Source organism: Gilliamella sp. B2911 (assembly GCF_026536965.1).
Classification (GTDB): Bacteria; Pseudomonadota; Gammaproteobacteria; order Enterobacterales; family Orbaceae; genus Gilliamella; species Gilliamella apicola_E.
This window is the reverse complement of the sequence record NZ_JAFNNA010000004.1, coordinates 13,711-35,660: the sequence shown is the minus strand read 5'-3', so window position 1 is coordinate 35,660 and position 21,950 is coordinate 13,711. Positions and strand designations below refer to the sequence as shown.

Here is a 21,950-nt window from a genome sequence, read left to right as displayed (position 1 = left end):
CCTCATTGATATTAACCACTCATTTTAATATTTAGCCTCTCGCATTAAAGCTAATGATAATCATTATCTAATATAAATGATAATTATTCTCATTGATCATATTTTTTATTTTTGCTAGATTAATTAGTAAAAAATGATAATTATCAAATATTGGGAATTAATTTGAGCAGTTTATTAATATAACTTTGTGGTGAAAAATGAAAATAAATAAAATCTTTTTAACCGTTTTGACTGCTTCAATCTCCTTCTCAGTATTTGCTGCTGATGATGAATTGGAAACTATGACGGTTACGGCTAGTAGACAAAAAAGAGCCAAATTAGCTATTCCAGAAACTGTTGATGTCATCTCTAGAAAGAATATAGATGATCATCAAATGTCAACAATGGAAGATTTAGTTAGATATTTACCGGGAATATCAGTTAATCGGCAAACTTCAGGGACCGACCCTTTTGGTAATTTAGGCAGTATTAGAATACGTGGTATGGCGGGTAATCGTATTCAAATGCAAGTTGACGGTTCAAGAGTGATTGAAAGTATCCAAGACGGCAATAGAAATTTTATTGATTTAGCAAATATAAAAGCTGTTGAAGTCATTCGTGGACCTGGCTCGGTATTATGGGGGGCAGATGCTGTTGGTGGGGTAGTTGCGTTTAAAACCATAGATCCGAGTGATTTACTTAAAGGTAAGTCTTATGCTGTTCGAGTAAGTGGCGGTTATGATAGTTTAAATAAACAAAATACCAAAACGAGTATGTTAGCGCTTGAATTGATGCCTAACTTAGAAGGATTGATCAGTTTTAGTCGAAGAGATTACCAAGAAACCAAGTTAACTAAAGCTAAAGCAAATGGCGGTATTTGGGGCTGTCCACGTGGCGCAGATGCTATTAAATGTAATAAATTAAATCCGTTGGATGCTAAAGCTGAAAATATGTTAACCAAATTGGTTTATCATAATGATACTCGAGAAACAAAGTTAGCATTTGAGAATTTCCGTTCTAATTCGTATGTAAAACAAATGTATGATTATGGATTACAAACCAATGGAACATTCAACGGGGATTATCGAAGAACACAAATTCAAACTCGTAAAAGGTTTGCGATTGATGATAGTTGGACTCCCGAAATAAGCTTTATCGATCAAATCAAGACCATGTTCTCTTACTCGCCGCAAGAACGTTATTTAAAATCGCATCGTCAACAAAAAGATCGAAGACAAACACCGATTTATACTTATACCACGAATGATTATAAAGAAAAGTTTTGGCAGTTGGATCTTCAGTTAAATTCAAACGTTGATTTTTTCAATACAACGCATGATTTAATTTATGGTTTTCAAGGGGATATTACCCGTAGCAATTATCGTAATGAGAACACAAAAAATGGCGTAAATACCATAGGTGGCGGATTTAATTTTGCTAACGCTAAAACGCAGCGTGCAGATATTTATCTTCAAGATGAATTTCACTTTATATCAGAAAATTTAAAAATTAAACCGGGTTTACGATATGCAACGTATAAAATTAAACCCAATACGGATAGCCATTATGCGGTGGTTAAAGGCAAAGAACCTCGTGATTTGAGTTCACATCGCCTCATTCCGCAGTTAGGCATATTATATAACATCACTGATCAATACTCTGTTTATGCCCGTTATGCTGAAGGATTCAAAATGCCAACGGCTCAACAGCTTTATACCTCATTGCCTTCGGTAACGATGAATCTGATTCCTAACCCTAAACTAAAACCAGAAAAAGTGAAATCTTATGAGACCGGCATCAGAGGCGATTTTTCAGAAGGTTGGTTTAGTGTAGGCTTATTCAAAGCTGATTATAGCAACTATATCAAGAATTTCATTCGGGTTGGACCGAAGGATTATACCTACAAAAATTTATCCAATGTTAATCTATGGGGCATTGAAACATCGGGCGAGTGGCATTTTGCTCCAAATTGGACTTTGAATGCTTCAAGCTCATATCAATATGGAAAAAAACAAGATTCCCCCGGTGATAAAAAAACTTATTTTAATGAAGCCATGCCTCTGCAAGGTAATATCGGTTTGAAATGGAATGTTCCCGATTTTAATTTTGATACTGAAGTCGTCGGCACTTTTTCCAAAGCGGTATCTCACGTTTCTAGGGATAAATCCTCATCAGATGAAATATTTAAGCCAAGCGGTTATGCAGTCTATGATGCCTATTTAAATTGGCACCCTAGCAAAAATATTACTATTCGGGGATCGGTGTTAAATATATTTGACCGCCGTTATTTTAAATGGCCGATGTTTAGTAGTTATTATAAAAATCCACAAAATAATGTAAAAGTAACGAATCCTATCGAGCTTCAAACCGCACCGGGAAGAACTTTTGCAGTTAGTGCGGTTATTAATTTTTAATCATTAAAGTTAAATACTTCTGTCAAATTGATAATTGGCAGGAGTTGATTTAGAAAAAGGCAGTTTTGAGAGTATAAGTTGTGCAAACATTGAAAAATATAATCTTGCTTATGAAGCTTTGCTTCAAAACAAGACAAGGTAAATATGGTTACTGTTATGCTTTAATTATTATTTGTTTAAATATTGTTTTAATTAAAATTAGTCTTGAAATGATTAATTGGAATAAAAACTTTTTTAATGCATTAGAAAAATATGACATGCAAGGCGTTATTACCCAATTAATCGTTTTTGTGTTATTAACTATTTCGGGGGCAATAACTTACTTAATAATTGAATTTTTAAGAAAAACCTTAGTGATTACATGGCGCAAGGTTTTAAATGATTCGATACTTGATAAATGGCTGAATAACAAGGCATATTGGTATTTAAATCAAGACCAAATTGATAATCCTGATCAGCGTATTTCCGAAGACTGTCTGCTATTTATTGAGCGATTAACAAATGAAGGCTTTTCGCTGATTACTCAATGTATAGGCCTGTTTTCCTATTTTATGCTTCTATGGAAAATTACCGATAATTTTGTTTTGAATTTTAGTCTATTCAATATTGATATAAGTATTTCTCATTATTTAATTTGGCTAGCACCTATCTATGTATTATTCACTTCTTGTATTGCCCACATGCTGGGGCGCCCCTTAAAAAACGTGTTAATAGAACAACAACACTTAGAGGCAAATTATCGCTTTGTCTTAACTCGATTTCGTGAATCGAAAGAGGCAATCGCGTTAGCGAATGGTGAAAAAGTGGAGAAACAACAATTTGAACAGCATTTCAATCATATTATCAAAAATTGGTATTTATTAATCAAACGTCAACTTATTTTAGGCTGTTTTACACGGCCTTATTATTTAACGGTGTTAAGTGTGCCTATTTTCTTTTCTTTGCCTATCTATTTAATTGGTAAAGTTAGCTTAGGTTCTTTAATGCAAATTAGTAAATCATTTAGTAATGTTGTGACTAACTTGTCTTGGTTTATTTTCAATTATACTAAACTTGCCGAACTTATTGCATGTAGTTATCGTTTAACCCAGTTTTTTGAAAAAGCTAATCAAGCTGCTCATCAATATCAATCAGCTATCCAATTAAAGATTAATCAAGATGCATTTTCGATTGAAGATTTAACTATAAAAAAACCGGATGGCACTGTTTTATTAACACTACCCAATCTTTATCTTAATAAAGGCGATTCGGTTGTTATATCCGGTGCATCGGGTATAGGTAAATCAACATTTTTCAAAGTAATTTCTGGCCTTTATCCCAATTTTGAGGGGATGATTAAAGTGCCAAAATTAAAGACATTATTTTTATCGCAAAATGCCTATTTTCCGGTTGGGGGATTAGCTCATGCAATAAGCTATCCGCAACCTTTGTTTGAAAAAGATTTAAGTTTGATTAAGCAACTTCTATTAAAAGTTGGTTTTTCTACAGAATTTATCGATAGAAATTTACTCAGTGATAATTTAAAAACACTTTCCGGTGGTGAAAAGCAACGACTAATGATCGCAAGAATTTTAATGCATAAACCTGATTGGATTTTTATGGATGAAACAACCAATGCGTTAGATAAGCAGTCAGAAAAACAATTGCTGAAATTGTTAAAGACAAACCTACCGACAAGTAGTTTTATTATAATTTCTCATACTGATATTTCGAACTATTTTGATAAATGCATCCAATTGAATTTATAACAATGAAGTTAATAAGTTAACTGAATAGACAAACAAGGAGTAATTATGGCTGAGTCCAAAAATGATGTTGTTGAAAGTACAATAGAAAATTTACATGAAACAATTCGCACAATTATATTATCAACAATGACTAAAAATGGTGAAGTAGATACGAGTTATTCACCTTATTTTTTTGATGGAAAAGATTATTACGTTTTAATATCAGATCTCGCCCCTCATAGTCAAAATATGAAAGATAATGCAAATCTCTCTTTTTTAATTATGGATGATGAATGCAATACCAAGAATATCTATGCTCGTAGACGACTATCGTTCCGTGCAACAACAAGCATTGTTGAAAGAGAATCTGAGCTTTTTGATAACATCATTGACCAACTTGCTAAAAGGGTAAGTAAAATGGTGTATATGTTAGCGGAAATGAAAGATTTCAATTTGTTTAAAATCACACCAACAGTCGGTAGATTAGTTTTAGGTTTTGGAAAAACCTATATTGTTGATCATCAGAATAATCTTATCACACCGGTCGATGAGGATTATGTCGCTAATCAAAAAATTGAACAAGCCAATAAATAAGCTGATTCATTAGCAAAGTTACTAACCATTATCTATCTAGTAGATAATGGTTTCTTATTTGTGACATTCTATTAGTTTATATTATTTTGTATATTGATAGATTTCTATTTTCTTTTTAATAGTCACAAAACAGCCTATATAAACCATTAAACTATGCTAAAATTAAGCCAATTTAAACTGAATTTAGGAAATATAAAATTATGATTCCTGATGTTTCTAAAGCACTCAATTGGTTGGAAAAACACTATACAATTTTACAAGGCATTCAACGGGGTGTTGAACGTGAAACGCTCAGAATTTTACCAGACGGCTCTTTAGCAAAAACACCTTTTCCTAATAAAATTGGTTCAGCATTAACTCATCCTTGGATAACAACCGATTTTGCTGAGTCGATGCTTGAATTTATCACGCCGGTTAATACGAATATTGATTATATGCTCACGTTTTTGCGTGATTTACATCGTTATGCTACTGTCAGTATCGGCGATGAGATGATGTGGCCATTAAGTATGCCTTGTTTTGTGGCAAATGAAGACGATATTATTTTGGCGCAATATGGCTCCTCAAATGAAGGGCGTTTTAAAACGGTTTATCGAGAAGGATTGAAGAATCGTTATGGCGCAATGATGCAAACCATATCCGGCGTGCATTATAACTTCTCTTTGCCTATGGCATTTTGGCAAGCCCGATTTGGGGTGAAAAACGCCGAAGAAGGAAAAGCGGTTATTTCTGAAGGTTATTTTACTTTAATACGTAATTATTATCGATTTGGTTGGGTGATTCCTTACCTGTTTGGTGCATCGCCTTCTATGTGCTCTTCATTTATTCAAGATAAGCAAAAAGCTAAAGCATTTATAGAACAAACCAATGGTAACTGCTTTTTGCCTTATGCAACTTCATTAAGATTAAGCGATATTGGTTACACAAACAATGCCCAGAAACAATTAGGTATTACCTTTAATCATCTAGATACCTATGTTGAAGGATTAAAACGTGCTACCCATGTCAAATCAGATGAGTTCAGTAAATTAGGCATTAAAGTTAATGGTCATTATCGACAACTAAATGATAATGTTTTACAAATTGAAAATGAATTTTATGCACCAATTCGTCCTAAACGAGTTCCTAGAGCAGGGGAGTTACCTTCAGATGCCTTATTACGTGGTGGAATAGAGTATATTGAAGTACGTGCGCTTGATGTTAATCCATTTTCACCAATAGGTATTACTGAGGAACAGATCCGCTTTATTGATCTATTTTTGATATGGTGTGCGTTAGCGCCAGCGCCTGAAATGAGTAGTGCCGAACTTGAGTGTACAAAATTAAATTGGAATCGGGTTATTATGGAAGGGCGTAGACCTGGTCTTGAAATTGGTATCGGCTGTGATAGTTATCGCGAGCCATTATCGAAAGTCGGCCACGAATTATTTAAAGATTTGCTCCGTGTTGCTGATGTATTGGATCATCAAGATGATAAACAACATTATCGTAAAGTTTGCGAACGGCTTGATCTGATGTTTGACCAGCCTGAATTAACACTTTCAGCAAGAACGCTTGAGGCTATCAGCGATTTAGGTACTGCTAAATTTGGCTTAGTTTTAGCAACTCAATATAAAAATCAGCTTAGTTCAGAACCTTTGCAATTATTGACTGATGGTGATTTTGTTCAGCAAAGAACTATGTCAATTGAAAAGCAACAAAAGAAAGAACAGAATGATACTTTGTCATTTGATGATTATTTAAAAGAAAAAATGAACGGTTAAAATGTTTAAACATCGAGACTATACACTACGATATCAAGGAAATAGTAGTGTTGAACTGATATTACCAAACCATAAGATAGTCAATGATGAACCACTAATTGATCAATCATCATTCTCGGTTTTGGTTTGGAATATTTTTAAACAGAAAAGGGCTGATTGTATTAAAATTCTTGAGCAATATGCTAGCCAATCCAAGTTAATGCTATTACAAGAAGCCCAAACAACACCACAATTATTGAATTTTATATCTGCGAATAACAAAGTTGCCGATCACGTACCAGCTTACTGCTTTAATGATATTTTTGCTGGAGTTATGACTATAACTGATTCAGCACCGACTAAAATATTATCGTTTAGAGAAAAAGAGCCATTTATTCGGGTACCCAAATCAGCTCTAATTACTGTTTATCCAATTAAAAATTCTACTAAACAGCTGTTAGTTGCCAATATTCATGCCATCAATTTTAGTATTGGCGTAAAGATATATCGTCAACAGATGTATATGTTATTAAATTATATTAAGCAACATGATGGACCAGTGATTTTGGCAGGTGATTTTAATGCATGGAGTCGGCAACGACTGAATTTACTCTATCATTTGACTCGATCAATAAATCTTAAACCGGTCAATTTTGCTATTGATATTCGGAAAACGTTTTTAGGCAGGCCATTGGATTTCATTTTTTATCGAGGTTTGAAGCTTGATGCGGCTAAGATAATTAGTACAGCCGCATCAGATCATAATCCATTATTAGTTAATTTTAAAATGAATTCGAATTGACTAAATTAATTGTTAATACATCACCTTCTTTTACTCGTCCATTTTTTAATTTATTCCATTGTAAAAGATCGGTGATTTTCACTCGGTAATTCCTCGCAATGGAATAAAGATTATCACCAGCTTTAACTTGGTAAGTAATCTGTTTTTTGCCATTACTTAAAATAGATTTAGCATCTTTAGCATTTACTGTACTGTATTGAATTGTCGTTGATTTAATTTCAAACGGCATATTGTTATGTGGCACATCTTCTAAAAGCTCAGTTACTTGACTAGTAACTAAATTCTCATTTTTCAACTTTTTGAATAGTTTATTTGCATGAGAATAAGGAACTAATAGATGAAAAGGGCCATTTACAGTTTGTTGCACATAACCGGCATTGTATGTCATTAAATCATTTAGTGATAATCCAGTATATTGCGCTATTTTAGACAATGAAATGTTTTTAGACATATCAATTCTAACTAAAGAGTTTTGATAATTACAATCCGGTAGTTTAATTCCATAACGTTTATTGTTTTTAACAATGTCGATAATAGCTAATATTTTTGGCACATAATGCATTGTTTCTTGTGGTAAATCTAAAGACCAATAGTCAATAGGTAATCCTTTAGCTTTATTTTTATCAATCGCTCGTTGAATTCGACCTTCACCTGCATTATATGCTGCTAATGTTAATAACCAGTCGCCATTAAAGCGGTTATTAAGATTTTGTAAAAGAGATATAGCTGAGCTGGTTGAAGCAATTAGATCACGACGTCCATCAAAACTACTGCTACGTTTTAAACCATATTCTTTAGCTGTAATTGGCACAAATTGCCATAAACCAGCCGCTTGAGCAGGCGAGGTAGCTAAAGGGTCATAAGCACTCTCAATTAATGGAATTAAAGCAAGTTCAACCGGTAGCTTATTTTTTCGTAACTGATTAATGATGTAATATACATAAGGTTCAGATCGTAATGCAATATTTTCAAATCCCTGTGGATTACGTAGTAAACGTTCTCTTTCCGCGACAACTCGGCTGTTGTTCGGAACATTTACGTTAATTTGAGTTAGCATGTAATGCCAAGGGTTTTGCGTGACTGAAGCGTAATTAACACCACCACTTTTAACGCTAGAATTAACTATTGATTTAGAATTGTATGGTTTTGAGCCAGAAGTGTATCGCGACCCTTGGTTTTGACACCCGACTAAAAAAGCACATAACACTGTAAATATTAATAATTTTTTCATTAGATTATAAGTTAGGACATTAATTTAAACGACTTATTATACCTAAAAAATGTCCTTTTGGCTCCTAAAAAAAGCAAACAGTTCTAACTCATTGTTACAATTGAATTTGTTTTGTAAAGATTTTTCTTTACACCGTAAAAATAAGTTAATCTGTTTTTCTTTGGTTAAAATAGAAGGCAAAGTAATTTTCTTTTTGCAAATATAATTATAATATTCATGAATAACTTTATCATGTGGAACCATCATTTGTGCAAAGTTCAAATTAGCTTTAGTATATTCGTGTCCTGTACAAATAAGCGTATCATCAGGTAGTCGCTTTAAATTATTAAGCGAGCTTAGCATTTGCTTATAATCACCCTCAAAAATTCTACCACAACCAGCAGACATTAAGGTATCACCACAAAATAGATATGGTCGGCAATAATAAGCTAAATGTCCTAATGTGTGTCCCGGTACTGAAATAATATCAAATTGAAAATCAGCAATTGATATTTTATCTATATTATCTAGATAGTTAATCTGCAAATTAATTTCACTAGGCCCATAAACTTCAATATCGGGATAAAATGCTTTTAGCTCTGTTACCCCGCCAGTGTGATCGATATGGTGGTGAGTTAGTAAAATTGCAAGGGGTGACAAGTGATGTTTTTTTAGATAACTAATTACAGGGGCAGCTTCACCTGGGTCGATAATAACAATTTGTTTATCGTTGTTTTCCAACAACCAAATATAATTATCTTTTAGGGCCGGGATAACATGTAATCGATACATAGTTATTATACCTTCTTAGTTATCTAACTGTTTTTTGTATTCAGTCCTTTAACGATGCTTCAAAAATAGTATCGTGTAAAGTTGGGGATTCGGCTTGATTTTTAGCAATAATATCACAACGCTCATTTTCGATATGACCAGCATGACCTTTAACCCAAATCCATTCAATAGTATGTGATTTAGCTATTTCATCTAAACGTTGCCACAAATCAACATTTTTAACAGGTTGTTTATTTGATGTTTTCCAGCCATTTTTTTTCCAGCCATGAATCCAATTCATAATGCCATTACGTAGATATTGGCTGTCAGAATACAGTTGAATTTGACACGGTTCTTTAAGAAGCTCTAAAGCAACAATTGCAGCTAATAATTCCATTCGATTATTGGTAGTTTTAAAATAACCTTGAGCTAATACTTTTTCTGTTTGTTTATATTTTAAAATTGCGGCATATCCACCGGGACCAGGGTTACCCAAACAAGAACCATCTGTGAAAATTTGAATTTTTTTTAACATACTAAATAAACTTTGCCTATTGAATAAAATTTAGAATTAAATAATGTGATGTTGTGTAATTAGTGGCGAAAACACTGTAGGTATCAACATCAGCGCATTTTGGTGTTAGACTATACCATTAATTATTAAATTTCCCAATTTTAGAAGAAGAGTATAACGTGATAACACATTCAACACGTCAAATTGTATTAGATACTGAAACAACAGGTATGAACCAAGATGGTAATAATCACTATGAAGGGCATAAGATTATTGAAATTGGTGCTGTTGAGGTATTAAATCGGCGACTAACTGGCAATCATTTCCATGTTTATATCAATCCAGAACGTTTAATTGATGAAGAAGCCTTTAGAGTTCACGGTATAAGTGATGAATTTGTTAAAGATAAACCAATATTTAAAAATATAGCACATGATTTTATAAAATTTATTGATGGTGCTGAATTAGTCATTCATAACGCATCTTTTGATGTCGGATTTATGGATTATGAATTTCGTCTTTGTGGTTTAAATTTTAAAACAGCTGAACATTGTATTGTTACTGATACACTAGCTATGGCTCGGCGGCTTTTCCCTGGTAAAAGAAATAATCTAGATGCACTATGTGAGCGTTATCAGATTGATAATTCACATCGTACACTGCATGGCGCTTTACTTGATGCTGAGATTCTAGCTGAAGTTTATTTAGCAATGACAGGGGGGCAAACGACGTTAGCATTCAGCGCTGAAGATAATCCATTATCAATGTCAAATAATACCGTCAAGAAAATTGAACGTAATGGAACTCCTTTAAAGATAATTAAAGCAAATGAATCTGAACTCTCTGCTCACGAGTCAATTTTAGAAAAGATTGATAAAAAAAGTGGCGGGGCATTATGGAAAGCACATTAATGATTGTTTTCTATTCAATTGAACTTTATTTTTAAAAATTTTATTGACGAAAATAAAAATAATCTTTAACATCACGCCTACTTTGATGTTCCACATTAAAGTATCTAAAAAGCGGAGCGGTAGTTCAGTTGGTTAGAATACCTGCCTGTCACGCAGGGGGTCGCGGGTTCGAGCCCCGTCCGTTCCGCCAATTCTTATTTTTCTTTATACTTTCCTTGTTTATTATAATTGTGCTATCTTCGATATCCTATGAATATTAATTAAATTGATTTAGACATGCTAAAAAAATCGATATTTGTTGTTCTAGGTGGAGTTTCTTTTGCTTTAGGAACTATTGGTATTTTTATTCCTTTGTTACCTACAGTACCTTTTTATTTACTTACTGCATATCTATGGTTAAATAGTTCAGAGCGCCTCTATAACTATTTTACACAAACTAGTTACTATCAAACTTATATCCAAAAAATGCTAATTGAAAAGAAGGCAACCAGGTCAAGTTTATTTAAGATGTTGGCAATGGTGTTTGTTGTGCTACTTATTCCTTTTATTATTTTTAATTCTTTACATGTTAGAATAATCTTAGCCACTGTGTTTTTTGCTCATGTCGTTTTTGTCTACTATTATTTTAATAAAAAATGATCAATATAAAGGTTGAAATTAAGAGAAAACAGGGTAAATAAGTTACCCTGTAACAAAAGTATTAGCTCTTTATTGCGATGTATTATTTTTTACTATTATTTCAAACTCTTTTTAATTTCAATAGCAAGTAACGGATTCCACATCGCACCTGTTGCACTCATTACAGCATCAGCACCATTTTTTATAAATTGATGATAATGTTCACTGTTACTAACTCCACCAACACCTATAATTGCAAATTTTAAATCCATTTGTTTACGATATTTATCGAGTCGACTAACCATATCTAAGCCAGCCCAACGAATTGCATCGCCACAGATACCGCCTTCTTTTCGGTTTTCACCTAAAGCTGGATGACCATTTGCGTCAACAGGTTTTGCTGACAACGTATTAATCGCGCTTAACCCATCAACTATATTTCCAATACGAGTTAATAATGAAACGATTCTTTCATCATCTGGGAAGTAAGCTAATTTCAGGATCAGAGGGCGGTCAGGTACAGCATTTTTAATTTCTTTAACAATTCTTTCAACTCTATCTACATCAAAGCAAAGTAATTTACTTGCACCTTCATTCGGGCAACTTAAATTTGCTTCTAAAATTGGTGCATTGGTTTCTCTTACTAATTTAGCGGCTAATGCATAATCTTGTTCAATCACTCCATTACCTTGAGTTCCTTGGAAGCTACCAATAACACATTGTCCTGGACCAGCAGCTTTAACAGCATCAGCCATATCTGGTTGCCATATATCTGGAGCAAATGATGGAACCCCAAATGAATTAGTGATTGAAAGAGGTTGGCTATAATTGGTATCAGCTAAAACTGTATCTAAATTACACGTAAGTTTACCTTTCGGATGAACAGATAAAACATTAGGTAACGGATGACATTTGTGTAATTTTGTTCTTACCGTTTTATATACACATAAATCGAATCCATAAGCAAATGCTGCTTTAATATAATTTGCATTTAATAAAGGCCCAGCGGGTTGGCCAAATGGTAAATTAACATCAACATTTAAGAATTTGGTTGGTTTAGTTGAAACTTGTTCTGCTTTATCTAATTCTGCAAAAAGTCCAAAAGGTCCTTTAGCATAATTATCTTCATAGCTAATACTTGGGTTATAAAAAGGGATCAAAGGTTTCATGGTATCTCCTGTTTATGGCTGTTCTGGAAGTGGTATTGTTTAGTAATTTGATATAAAATTGGAAGGTTGAATTTATAGATATAAAAAATCCTCCATAAAGGAGGATGAATATTCAAAATAAAAAGACAATTCAATTTTATTATTGGTTTATTTGTATGGACCACAAGCATAATCAAATTCTCTTTTCTAAAATTGGTAAGCATTTTAGTCGAATAAAAATAAAGTACAAGTGATAGAAGTTAAAAAAAATATAAGTAAATGAAATAGTTATAGTGTTTTTTTTTAGACAGGTTTATGCAGTATTGTACGCAAACACTTTCAAAATAATATAAAAAACAGACAATTCTTTTTGTTATATCCATAGATTGTTTTATAAATTATTAATAAATTTGAATAAATTTTTGTCGAAAAAATGATATTTTCCGACTAATGAAACTTATGTAAGTGGAGAAGAAAAATTTCGGATGTTATGATCCACGTTAACATTTAAATATTAATGATTAGGTAATGAAATATGAAAAACGAAGATATTTTTAAACCAGTAATCTTACCCAATGGTGTTTCCCTAAAAAATCGTATTATGATGGCACCAATGACTACTTGTTCAGGGTTTTACGAAGGTTCTGTTACGCATGATTTAATTGAATATTACCGAGCAAGAGCGGGTGAAATTGGCACTATTATTGTTGAATGTGGATTTGTTGACAATAAAGGGTTAGCGTTTCCTGGTGCGATTGGTTTAGATAATGATGATAAAATAGAAGGATTAGCGAAGATCGCTAAAGCCATTAAAGAGAAAGGCTCCAAAGCGGTTATCCAAGTTTATCATGGTGGCCGTATGGTTGAGCCTAAACTTATTGGTGGACAATCCCCAGTTGGGCCAAGTGCGATAGCTGCACCACGCTCGGGCGCGGCGACCCCAATTGAATTGACGGCAGATGAAGTTGATGAAATGATTGATAAGTTTGGTCAAGCTGTTCGTCGAGCGATCCAAGCTGGATTTGACGGTGTCGAAATTCATGGCGCTAATACCTACTTAATTCAACAATTTTACTCACCTAACTCAAATCAACGAACTGATAAATGGGGTGGTAGCCGTGATAATCGAGCTCGATTCCCATTGGCTGTTTTAGATATTACTCATAATATGGTTAAAGAGTATGCCAACCCTGATTTTATTGTTGGTTATCGTTTTTCGCCGGAAGAATTAGAAGTACCTGGAATTCGTTTTGATGATTCGATGTACTTACTTGAAAAATTGGCTGAAAAGGGACTTGATTACGTTCACTTCTCTATGGGGGCGATCTTAAGACCATCTATTGTTGAAACTAATGATCCAACGCCTTTAATTAATAAATATGTTGCAATGCGATCACAGACATTAGCTAAAATTCCGGTTGTCGGTGTCGGTAATGTGGTTAATATAAGTGATGTCGAAGCAGCTATGGATAACGGCTTTGATCTGGTTGCAGTGGGTCGGGCATGTATTGCTTACCCTGATTGGCTTAGTCGAGTCGAAAAAGGGGAGAAACTTGAACTTTTCATCAATAGTGATAAACGTGAAGAACTCAATATACCTGAGCCGCTATGGCACTTTTCATTAGTTGAAAGCTTGATTCGTGATGTGAATCTTACTGTAAAAAAATTCAAGCCGGGCAATTATCAAGAAAAGGTTAATGATGAGTCTTATGAATACTTAATTAATGTTGAATTAGGTAATGACTTTGTTAAAGACATGCAATTGCTCAATGCTAATGATTTTGATAGTGAAGTGGTCAACAACTTTTCTGAAATCAAACATCGTATTATTGACTCTAATAGTCCTCACGTCGATGCAATTTCCGGCGCGACATCACAATGTGAAGCGTTCAAAAAAGCCGTAACGAAAGCTATGGCGAAATCAAATAAAGAAGCTATCCTTGCAGAGGGTGGTGATCCTAATGATAAAGCTTATGATGTGGTAGTGGTTGGTAGTGGTGGCGCTGGACTAGCAGCCGCTATTCAAGCACATGATTTAGGGGCAAGTGTGGTTGTGGTTGAAAAAATGCCGGTTATTGGTGGCAATACGAATAAAGCTTCTGCCGGTATGAATGCAGCCGAAACCAAATTCCAAAAACTTAAAGGCATTGTGGACAGTAAAGATCTGTTCTATAAAGAAACGTTAACAGGTGGTAAAAACAAAAATAATCCTGAGTTACTTCGTTATTTTGTTGAAAATGCTCCTGATGCCATTGACTGGTTAGATAATAATGGTATCGAACTTAGTGGTATCACAACAACGGGGGGCATGAGCATTGACCGTACGCATCGCCCGGCAAGTGGCGCTGCTGTTGGCGGATTTTTAATTAGTGGATTGCAAAAAAATATCAACCGACGTGGTATTGAAGTCATGCTTGATACCAATGTAACTGAAATATTAACTGAGAATCATAAAGTTGTCGGAGTTAAAGTCAGTGAAGAAGACGGCTCCGTTCAAACGATTAAAGCCAAAGCGGTTATTATTGCTACTGGTGGATTTAGTGCAAATCGTGAAATGGTTGAAAAATATCGACCAGATCTGAAAGGATTTGTTACCACTAACCATAAAGGTGCTACTGGTTCCGGAATTATGATTCTAGAAAAACTGGGCGCAGGCACAGTGGATATGAAAGAAATTCAGATTCATCCAACTGTTGAGCAAACAACTTCGTATTTGATTTCCGAATCAATTCGTGGTGGCGGGGCGATACTGGTCTCCCAAAAAGGGCAACGCTTTGTCAATGAGTTAGATACTCGTGATAAAGTTTCAGCAGAAATTATTAAATTACCTGAGCATTATGCGTATATTCTATTTGATCAACAAGTACGTAATGAAAACAAAGCTGTTGAAGAATATGTATCACATGATTTAGTCGTTCAAGCTGATACGATTAAAGATCTTGCTGATAAACTCTCAATTGACAGCAATACTTTATCTCAAACTGTTGAGCGTTATAATCAGTTCGCTGAAACAAAACGTGACGAAGACTTTGGTCGAACAACTGGTATGCGACATCCTATTAACAAAGGACCATTTTATGCGATTAAGATTGCTCCGGGTGTGCATCATACTATGGGTGGGGTAACGATTAATACCGATACTCAAGTTTTAGATACGGATAAACATGTAATACAAGGCGTATTTGCTGCTGGCGAAGTGGTCGGTGGTGTTCATGGTGCCAATCGTATCGGTGGAAACGCTGTTGCTGATATCATTATATTTGGTATGCAGGCAGGTAGAAAAGCCACTGATTACATTAATCATTAATTGACTAATATGACTTAAGCTTGTTTAAAATGCTTAATTCAAGCCATGAATATACTCAAGTATTAATGGGTACCACGGTTTCATTAACGCTTTATGAGCCTAATGAAGCCGTAGCTCATAGGGTGTTTCACACCACAAAATTACTTGAAGATAAATTGACCGTTAACCGCCGTCATTCAGAAGTTATGTCGATTAACGCTGCTGCGGGTAAACATCCGGTTATCGTTAGCCGTGCTGTGTTTTCGCTTATAGAGCAAGCTTATAAAGTCAGTTTAATGCCCAATAGTTGTTTCAATTTTGCTATTGGTCCTTTAGTCAAATTATGGAAAATCGGTTTTCAAGGCCAGCAAGTTCCCTCCCCACAGCAAATTTATGATCAACTATTATTAACCGATCCTAACGAAATTGAGCTTGATCCTAAAACTTGTGCAGTTTTTTTGAAAAAAAAGGGAATGGAAATTGATTTAGGTGCTATAGCCAAAGGCTATATAGCAGATGTGGTTAAAGTAGTCTTACAGCAAAATAACATACATCAAGCTATTATCAATTTAGGTGGTAACGTCTTAACTTTAGGCAAATCACCTTTAAATAGGAATGGCAATTGGCAAATAGGTTTGAAAGAGCCATTTTCACTCAACAATGAACTGGCCGGGATTATTCAAGTTAACAATAAATCTGTTGTTACATCAGGGATTTATGAGCGTTACTTTACCTTAAATAATCACCGTTATCATCACATATTCAACCCTTCAACCGGTTACCCGTTAGATAATGAATTAGAAAGTGTAACGGTAATTTCAGATACGTCGCTTGAAGGAGATATTTTTTCAACTATTCTCTATGGATTAGGGGTTAAAAAAGCTAGTAAATATTTGATTGAACATCCGAATTTATCAGCCATCTTTGTTTTAAAAAATAAAACAATCGAACTAGTTAATACTGATAATTTTGCTTTTCAGCTAATTAGCCAACAATATGTTTTACATTAACATTTTATTGGAAACGAAAAGATTTATATCAAACTGAATCGTTTTTATTATGAATTAAATTAAGTCATTTTTAATTAAAAAGGAAAATACTATGAACACAGTGAAAAAACCACCTGTCAAATGGTTACCGCTCATAATTATTGCTGTTATTTCAGCAATATTATGGGAACTTGTTTCTCCGCCTGAAGGAATTAGTATTGAGGGTTGGCAAACCAGTATCATCTTTGTTGCAACTATTGCCTGTATTGTTGCTGAAATTATGCCAATTGGTGCAATTGGATTATTAGCGATAACAGTTTTTGCGGTTCTAAGACCATCAGGGGCTGCAACAGCGACAGAGGCGATTAAAATTTCATTAAGCGAATTAAACAGTAGCCTTATTTGGCTTATCGTTATTGCTTTTATGATAGCACGTGGTTTTATCAAAACAGGGTTAAGTAAGCGTATAGCTTATTATCTAGTTAAACTTTTAGGTAGAAATACATTAGGTTTAGCCTATGGCCTGTCGGTAACGGATATGGCATTAGCTCCAGCTATTCCTAGTACGACAGCTCGTGCTGGCGGTGTGATTTATCCAATCGCTGAAGCATTAGCGATCAATTTTAATTCAAATCCAAAAGATGAATCAAGAAATCGTATTGGCACTTTCTTAATGTTAACCATTAGTCATGTAAATGATATTACATCAGCAATGTTTTTAACTGCCTTTACCGGCAACTTATTGGCAGCCAAATTAGTAACGAGTCAACTTGGTATTACTTTAGGCTGGGGACAATGGTTTATGGCGGCTATTGTACCTTGTTTAGTCTCATTTATTGTTATTCCTTTAGTTATCTACTTTTTAACCAATCCTGAACTTAAAAAGACACCAGAAGCGCCTAAATTAGCCACAGAAGAACTTAAAAAAATGGGGGCTCTGACCTTTAAAGAACTTATTATGGGTTCAACTGTTTTATTACTGTTAGGCTTGTGGATTTTTGGTAAAAACTTTGGTATTGATTCAACTACTACTGCATTTATCGGCTTAACAATTTTAATTTTAACCGGTGTACTTAGTTGGGATGATATCAAAGGTGAAAAGGCCGCTTGGGATACTTTAATTTGGTTTGCAGCATTACTGATGATGGCGGGACAAGTCAATAAACTTGGCGTAACTAAGTGGCTAGGCGATACAATTGGTAATGCGGTTAAAGGTCACTTAGGAGATAGTAGCTGGGTTTTAGTCATTGTTATTTTGTGTGTAGCCTATGTTTATCTACATTACTTCTTTGCGAGTGGTAATGCGCATATTGCTGCTTTATTCCCAGTATTTTTAACGGTTGCTTTAGCGCTCGGCGTGCCGCAAATGATTGCCATTTTTGCATTAGTTATTTGTACTAACTATTTTGGTTCGATTACCCAATTTGCTAATGCTCGTAACCCGTTACTGTTTGCTGAAGGCTTTGTACCGGTTAAAACATGGTGGAAAGTCGGTTTCATTTGTAGCGTAGTAAATTTAATTATTGTTTTCACTATTGGTATTTTATGGTGGAAAATCATTGGATTAGGCTAAAAGTTTAGCTGTCACCGCCAGTTTAACTGGCGGTTTTTTTTTGAGTGATTAAAACATTTCAATCGATAATTTCCAATCATTAACCGATTTCCAATATTTCTGCTCCTGCTCTAAATCAAGCAAGATTAACTTATTATTTTCAACAAACTTTTCGTTGAGTTCTATCGTCAGTTTGCTCAATTTATCACTGTTTAATTTTAATCTAAATGCAGTGAGATCCAGATCGTTATTACGCTGGTTATTAAATAAAACGGAAAGCCGCAAAATCTGCAATAACGAGATGATATGCTTGTATTCGAATAAACTAAAATAGGGCAGTTCATCAATGTTAATTGACTTTCGATGATAACGTACAAGGGTAGACAATAAAAGTTGTTGTTCTTCGTTGAATCCAGGTAGGTTACTATTTAATAGAATATAACTCGAATGTTTGTGAATTGATGAAAAATTTATTTTCAGTCCCACTTCATGGAGCTGCGCTGCCCAATAGAGGATAGATTCTAAATGTTGCGGAATATTAGTCGAAGTTTGAGCTTTCCATTGTGAAAAAAGATACTTTGCCGTTTTCACCACTTGTTTGGCATGACGTTCATCAATGTTGTAATGCTGAGAGAGTGATTCGGCTGTTGTTTGTCTTATATCTCGATAATTTGGACCATCAATAAGTTCATACAAAACTCCTTCACGCAATGCGCATGGGCTAAATTGAAGCTCTTGTAACCCTAATGCATTAAAAACGCCACTAAAAATGGCTAACCCGCTGACGAAAACGTTTTTTCTTTCTTCTGAAAGCGATGGATAGTCAATATCATGAAAAGAATTGAATTCCAAAATATAACTGATTAAATCATCCAATCGTTTAGGCGTAATGATTCCATCGCTGACACCTAAATCTAATAATATTTTGTAAATACTTTTGATTGTGCCGGAAGTACCAAATGCGACACTAATATTTTGTCTTTTTATTGTGGTAATAAGATTTTCAATTTGTTGTTCAGCTGCCAGTTTAGCTCTTAAAAATGAATATCGGTCAATGGTCTTTTGTGGAAAAAATTGCTTAGTGTAAGTAACACAGCCCATTGGTCGACTTGCCACAATAAATGGTTTGAGATCGTTTCCTCGACCTATGGCAATTTCAGTCGATCCACCACCAATATCAATAACAAATTTGGTATCTTCTTCGGCGGTTGATTCGGCTGTCATGGTACCTAAATAGATTAAACGAGCTTCCTCTTGTCCGGAAATAATTTCAATTGGGTAGGGTAGAACCTTAGCCGCTTCGGCTAGAAATTTATGCCGATTGGTGGCGATACGTAACGTATAGGTTGCAACAATTCGAACATTTTCCGGGGGGAATCCATTCAACCGTTCAGCAAAGAGTGCAAGGCATTCTATACCTCGTTTAATACTTGACTCACTTAGCTCATAGAATTCATTTAAACCGGTAGCTAAATGAATATTTTTTTTATTTTTGTAAATAATTTGTGTTGCACCATCAATACAACGTGCAATGACCATATGAAAACTATTCGAGCCTAGATCAATAACAGCATATTCATCAAATTTATTCACGTTTAAATCCTTAACTTGCTGATTCTAATTGTTTTAGATAATCATAAATTGCACGTTGTGCTCTTACTTTCTTTTTATTACCTCTTTGGACGTAATTGTTCATATTATCTTTATCGATAATTCGAGCTTTGACATTATCATTACACTGAATATTGAAAATATTATGAATAGTGGATTTTAATGTCAGATCAAATATTTTTACGCCAACCTCAATCCGGTTATCAAGATTTCTAGGCATCCAATCGGCAGATGATATGTAGGTATCTTTATTACCGTCATTTTCGAAAATATAAACTCGAGCATGTTCGAGATATTGGTCAACAATACTGGTTACATAGATATTTTCACTTAAATTAGGAATTTGAGGAACAAGTATACAGGTGCCTCGCACAATCATACGTATTTTCACTCCAGCACAAGAAGCTTTATAGAGTTGATTTATCATCTCTTTATCAGTTATTGCATTGAGTTTGAGATAAATGCCAGAAGGTTTCCCGGCTTTGGCATTATTGATTTCTCGTTCAATGAATTCATGAAAGCGTAATCGTGTATTTTGTGGTGAAACTAATAAATGGTGAAAAGTTACCGGTTTAAATGGGTTTTCAATAAAGTTAAATACTTTGATAACTTCATCGGTAATCGCGGGGTCAGCCGTTAATAATGAAAAATCTGTATAAATACGTGCAGTTTTTTCATTAAAATTACCTGAACCAATATGAGCATAACGGACAATTCGATCGTCTTCTTTACGATCGATTAAGAATAATTTGGCATGAATTTTAAGTTTTGGTTGTGAATAGATAACTTTTATACCACTACGAATTAACCTTTTAGCCCATTTTATGTTTGCTTCTTCATCAAATCGAGCTTGCAGTTCTACCACTACTGTGACTTTTTTACCGTTGTTTGCTGCATTTATAGCAGCATGAATAAATCTGGAGTCTTTAGCTACTCGATAAATATTCATACGAATATGGGTAACAGCAGGATCAAATGACGCTTGTCGCATAATTTCAAGCACATGTCCAAATGAATAGTAAGGATAATAGAGCAATACATCTCGGTCTTTTATTGTTGCAAAAGCATTTCTGAATTTCTTGAATCGATTATAAGCAAGGCTTGGTAAGCGTTTATTAAGTAAGTTTTTGACACCAAGATCTGGAAAATTTGCTAAATCTTTGAAATTGGGATAACGTCCACCAGGCATTGCATCTTGTTCAGTTAATCTTAGTTTATTTATTAATAATTCAAATAATGCCTTTGGCATGTCTTTTTGGTATGTAAAACGAACTGGCTGAGCAGTTAACCGCTGTTTCAAACCCTGAGACATTAACTCAAGTAAACTATCAAGTTCAGTATTTAATTCGTATTCAGCATCACGATTAATATTTATAGAATAAGCATTTAATTCTACCGCATCAAAGAAGACTTTAAAAATATCCGCTAAACAATAACGTAAAATGTTATCTAAAAAAATAATTGATTTATTTTTAGTTGAAACTTCTGAAGGTAATAAAACAAACCGAGGCGCATTATCTGTAGGAAGTTCAAGTAATGCATAGCTAATACTATCTTTACAGATAATTTCAACTGCTAAATAAGCATGATCATCTTTTAAAAATTGAATCAACTCAGTATGGCTATCTAACAAAATAGGGGTAATATACTGTCTTAAATTTTGCTTATAATAATTTTTTATCCAAGTTTCTTGATAAGTGGTAAGTTGCCTTTCATTTATTAGGAAAATCTGATTCCTTGCCATTTCTAATAATAGCTCGTTATAAAGCTGATCAAATTGTAATTCAAGTTGAATGACTTTTTGATTAACCTGACGCAATAAATGTTTAGCATTAGATGTTGCTTGAGCTTGTTCTTGCTCAATAAGGACATATTTTTTTAAATTTGCAAATTGGACTTTATAAAATTCATCAAGATTACTTGAGTAGATACCTAAAAAACGGATTCGTTCTATGAGAGGATTACTTTCATCAGCAGCCTCTTGTAACACCCGTTGGTTAAATGATAACCAACTTAGTTCTTTAGGTAAATATACTTTTTCTATTATCATTTTTTGTAATGCCCATTCCACTAATTTGATTT

General features: G+C 34.2%; 16 protein-coding genes and 1 tRNA gene. 11 read left to right on the top strand and 6 right to left on the bottom strand.

Features of this window, described 5'->3' with window-relative positions; all coding sequences use genetic code 11:
- Window positions 1-197 precede the first annotated feature (197 nt).
- From J3U27_RS04930 to J3U27_RS04910, 5 genes are all read left to right on the top strand, one after another.
- A complete protein-coding gene (locus J3U27_RS04930) occupies window positions 198-2,393 on the top strand; it encodes a TonB-dependent hemoglobin/transferrin/lactoferrin family receptor (RefSeq protein WP_267376966.1) in 2,196 nt (731 codons plus the stop codon).
- 89 nt (window positions 2,394-2,482) lie between these two features.
- Window positions 2,483-4,141 carry an ABC transporter ATP-binding protein/permease gene (locus J3U27_RS04925; protein ID WP_267376965.1) on the top strand — a complete coding sequence of 553 codons (1,659 nt, stop codon included), beginning with the start codon at window positions 2,483-2,485 and terminating at the stop codon, window positions 4,139-4,141.
- A 45-nt stretch (window positions 4,142-4,186) separates the two neighbouring features.
- Window positions 4,187-4,714: a HugZ family protein gene (locus J3U27_RS04920; RefSeq protein WP_267376963.1), complete on the top strand. Its 528-nt coding sequence runs from the start codon at window positions 4,187-4,189 to the stop codon at window positions 4,712-4,714.
- Window positions 4,715-4,914: 200 nt separating this feature from the next.
- Complete coding sequence (gene gshA / locus J3U27_RS04915) at window positions 4,915-6,477, top strand: glutamate--cysteine ligase (RefSeq protein ID WP_267376961.1); 1,563 nt, start codon at window positions 4,915-4,917, stop codon at window positions 6,475-6,477.
- A 1-nt stretch (window position 6,478) separates the two neighbouring features.
- Window positions 6,479-7,258: an endonuclease/exonuclease/phosphatase family protein gene (locus tag J3U27_RS04910; RefSeq protein WP_065562840.1), complete on the top strand. Its 780-nt coding sequence runs from the start codon at window positions 6,479-6,481 to the stop codon at window positions 7,256-7,258.
- Here the strand turns inward: J3U27_RS04910 and J3U27_RS04905 are convergent.
- The 3 genes from J3U27_RS04905 to rnhA are packed head-to-tail and all read right to left on the bottom strand — an operon-like array spanning window position 7,239 to window position 9,774.
- A complete protein-coding gene (locus J3U27_RS04905; protein ID WP_081303339.1) occupies window positions 7,239-8,489 on the bottom strand; it encodes a transglycosylase SLT domain-containing protein in 1,251 nt (416 codons plus the stop codon). The genes J3U27_RS04910 and J3U27_RS04905 overlap by 20 nt on opposite strands.
- Window positions 8,490-8,531: 42 nt before the next feature.
- Window positions 8,532-9,260 (bottom strand): hydroxyacylglutathione hydrolase, encoded by a 729-nt coding sequence (gloB, locus tag J3U27_RS04900; RefSeq protein ID WP_267342994.1) that lies wholly within the window; start codon window positions 9,258-9,260, stop codon window positions 8,532-8,534.
- 40 nt (window positions 9,261-9,300) lie between these two features.
- Window positions 9,301-9,774, bottom strand: coding sequence for a ribonuclease HI (gene rnhA, locus J3U27_RS04895; RefSeq protein WP_065562837.1), 474 nt, complete (start codon window positions 9,772-9,774; stop codon window positions 9,301-9,303).
- Between the two features lie 158 nt (window positions 9,775-9,932).
- Here rnhA and dnaQ point away from each other — a divergent pair, with 158 nt between their 5' ends.
- From dnaQ to J3U27_RS04880, 3 genes are all read left to right on the top strand, one after another.
- The gene (dnaQ, locus tag J3U27_RS04890) at window positions 9,933-10,664 is read left to right on the top strand and encodes a DNA polymerase III subunit epsilon (RefSeq protein WP_065562836.1); all 732 of its coding nucleotides are present in this window, start codon (window positions 9,933-9,935) and stop codon (window positions 10,662-10,664) included.
- Between the two features lie 113 nt (window positions 10,665-10,777).
- A tRNA-Asp gene (locus J3U27_RS04885) sits at window positions 10,778-10,854 on the top strand.
- Between the two features lie 86 nt (window positions 10,855-10,940).
- A complete protein-coding gene (locus J3U27_RS04880; protein ID WP_065734130.1) occupies window positions 10,941-11,303 on the top strand; it encodes a YbaN family protein in 363 nt (120 codons plus the stop codon).
- A gap of 95 nt (window positions 11,304-11,398) precedes the next feature.
- On the opposite strand, the gene J3U27_RS04875 is transcribed toward J3U27_RS04880, so the two are convergent.
- Window positions 11,399-12,451, bottom strand: a complete 1,053-nt coding sequence (locus J3U27_RS04875; protein WP_267342992.1) for a hypothetical protein — start codon at window positions 12,449-12,451, stop codon at window positions 11,399-11,401.
- A 514-nt stretch (window positions 12,452-12,965) separates the two neighbouring features.
- Between J3U27_RS04875 and J3U27_RS04870 the strand changes: the two genes are divergently transcribed.
- From J3U27_RS04870 to J3U27_RS04860, 3 genes are all read left to right on the top strand, one after another.
- Window positions 12,966-15,737 carry a flavocytochrome c gene (locus J3U27_RS04870; RefSeq protein ID WP_267376959.1) on the top strand — a complete coding sequence of 924 codons (2,772 nt, stop codon included), beginning with the start codon at window positions 12,966-12,968 and terminating at the stop codon, window positions 15,735-15,737.
- A gap of 29 nt (window positions 15,738-15,766) precedes the next feature.
- Entirely contained in the window at window positions 15,767-16,726 is a 960-nt protein-coding gene (locus tag J3U27_RS04865) for an FAD:protein FMN transferase (RefSeq protein WP_267376957.1), read from the top strand.
- Window positions 16,727-16,817: 91 nt separating this feature from the next.
- A complete protein-coding gene (locus J3U27_RS04860; RefSeq protein ID WP_065734126.1) occupies window positions 16,818-18,278 on the top strand; it encodes a DASS family sodium-coupled anion symporter in 1,461 nt (486 codons plus the stop codon).
- Between the two features lie 48 nt (window positions 18,279-18,326).
- Here J3U27_RS04860 and J3U27_RS04855 read toward each other — a convergent pair whose 3' ends face one another.
- Together J3U27_RS04855 and ppk1 are read right to left on the bottom strand one after the other, a co-directional pair.
- The gene (locus J3U27_RS04855; RefSeq protein ID WP_416380540.1) at window positions 18,327-19,796 is read right to left on the bottom strand and encodes an exopolyphosphatase; all 1,470 of its coding nucleotides are present in this window, start codon (window positions 19,794-19,796) and stop codon (window positions 18,327-18,329) included.
- Window positions 19,797-19,860: 64 nt separating this feature from the next.
- Entirely contained in the window at window positions 19,861-21,918 is a 2,058-nt protein-coding gene (ppk1, locus tag J3U27_RS04850; RefSeq protein WP_065562829.1) for a polyphosphate kinase 1, read from the bottom strand.
- Window positions 21,919-21,950 lie beyond the last annotated feature (32 nt).

Bases quoted from the DNA above. Each gene is read 5' to 3' on its own strand.
- J3U27_RS04930 (WP_267376966.1), top strand. From the start codon at position 198: ATGAAAATAAATAAAATCTTTTTAACCGTTTTGACTGCTTCAATCTCC.
- J3U27_RS04920 (WP_267376963.1), top strand. From the start codon at position 4,187: ATGGCTGAGTCCAAAAATGATGTTGTTGAAAGTACAATAGAAAATTTA.
- gshA (WP_267376961.1), top strand. From the start codon at position 4,915: ATGATTCCTGATGTTTCTAAAGCACTCAATTGGTTGGAAAAACACTAT.
- J3U27_RS04910 (WP_065562840.1), top strand. From the start codon at position 6,479: ATGTTTAAACATCGAGACTATACACTACGATATCAAGGAAATAGTAGT.
- J3U27_RS04905 (WP_081303339.1), bottom strand. From the start codon at position 8,489: ATGAAAAAATTATTAATATTTACAGTGTTATGTGCTTTTTTAGTCGGG.
- gloB (WP_267342994.1), bottom strand. From the start codon at position 9,260: ATGTATCGATTACATGTTATCCCGGCCCTAAAAGATAATTATATTTGG.
- rnhA (WP_065562837.1), bottom strand. From the start codon at position 9,774: ATGTTAAAAAAAATTCAAATTTTCACAGATGGTTCTTGTTTGGGTAAC.
- J3U27_RS04880 (WP_065734130.1), top strand. From the start codon at position 10,941: ATGCTAAAAAAATCGATATTTGTTGTTCTAGGTGGAGTTTCTTTTGCT.
- J3U27_RS04875 (WP_267342992.1), bottom strand. From the start codon at position 12,451: ATGAAACCTTTGATCCCTTTTTATAACCCAAGTATTAGCTATGAAGAT.
- J3U27_RS04870 (WP_267376959.1), top strand. From the start codon at position 12,966: ATGAAAAACGAAGATATTTTTAAACCAGTAATCTTACCCAATGGTGTT.
- J3U27_RS04865 (WP_267376957.1), top strand. From the start codon at position 15,767: ATGCTTAATTCAAGCCATGAATATACTCAAGTATTAATGGGTACCACG.
- J3U27_RS04860 (WP_065734126.1), top strand. From the start codon at position 16,818: ATGAACACAGTGAAAAAACCACCTGTCAAATGGTTACCGCTCATAATT.
- J3U27_RS04855 (WP_416380540.1), bottom strand. From the start codon at position 19,796: ATGGTCATTGCACGTTGTATTGATGGTGCAACACAAATTATTTACAAA.
- ppk1 (WP_065562829.1), bottom strand. From the start codon at position 21,918: ATGATAATAGAAAAAGTATATTTACCTAAAGAACTAAGTTGGTTATCA.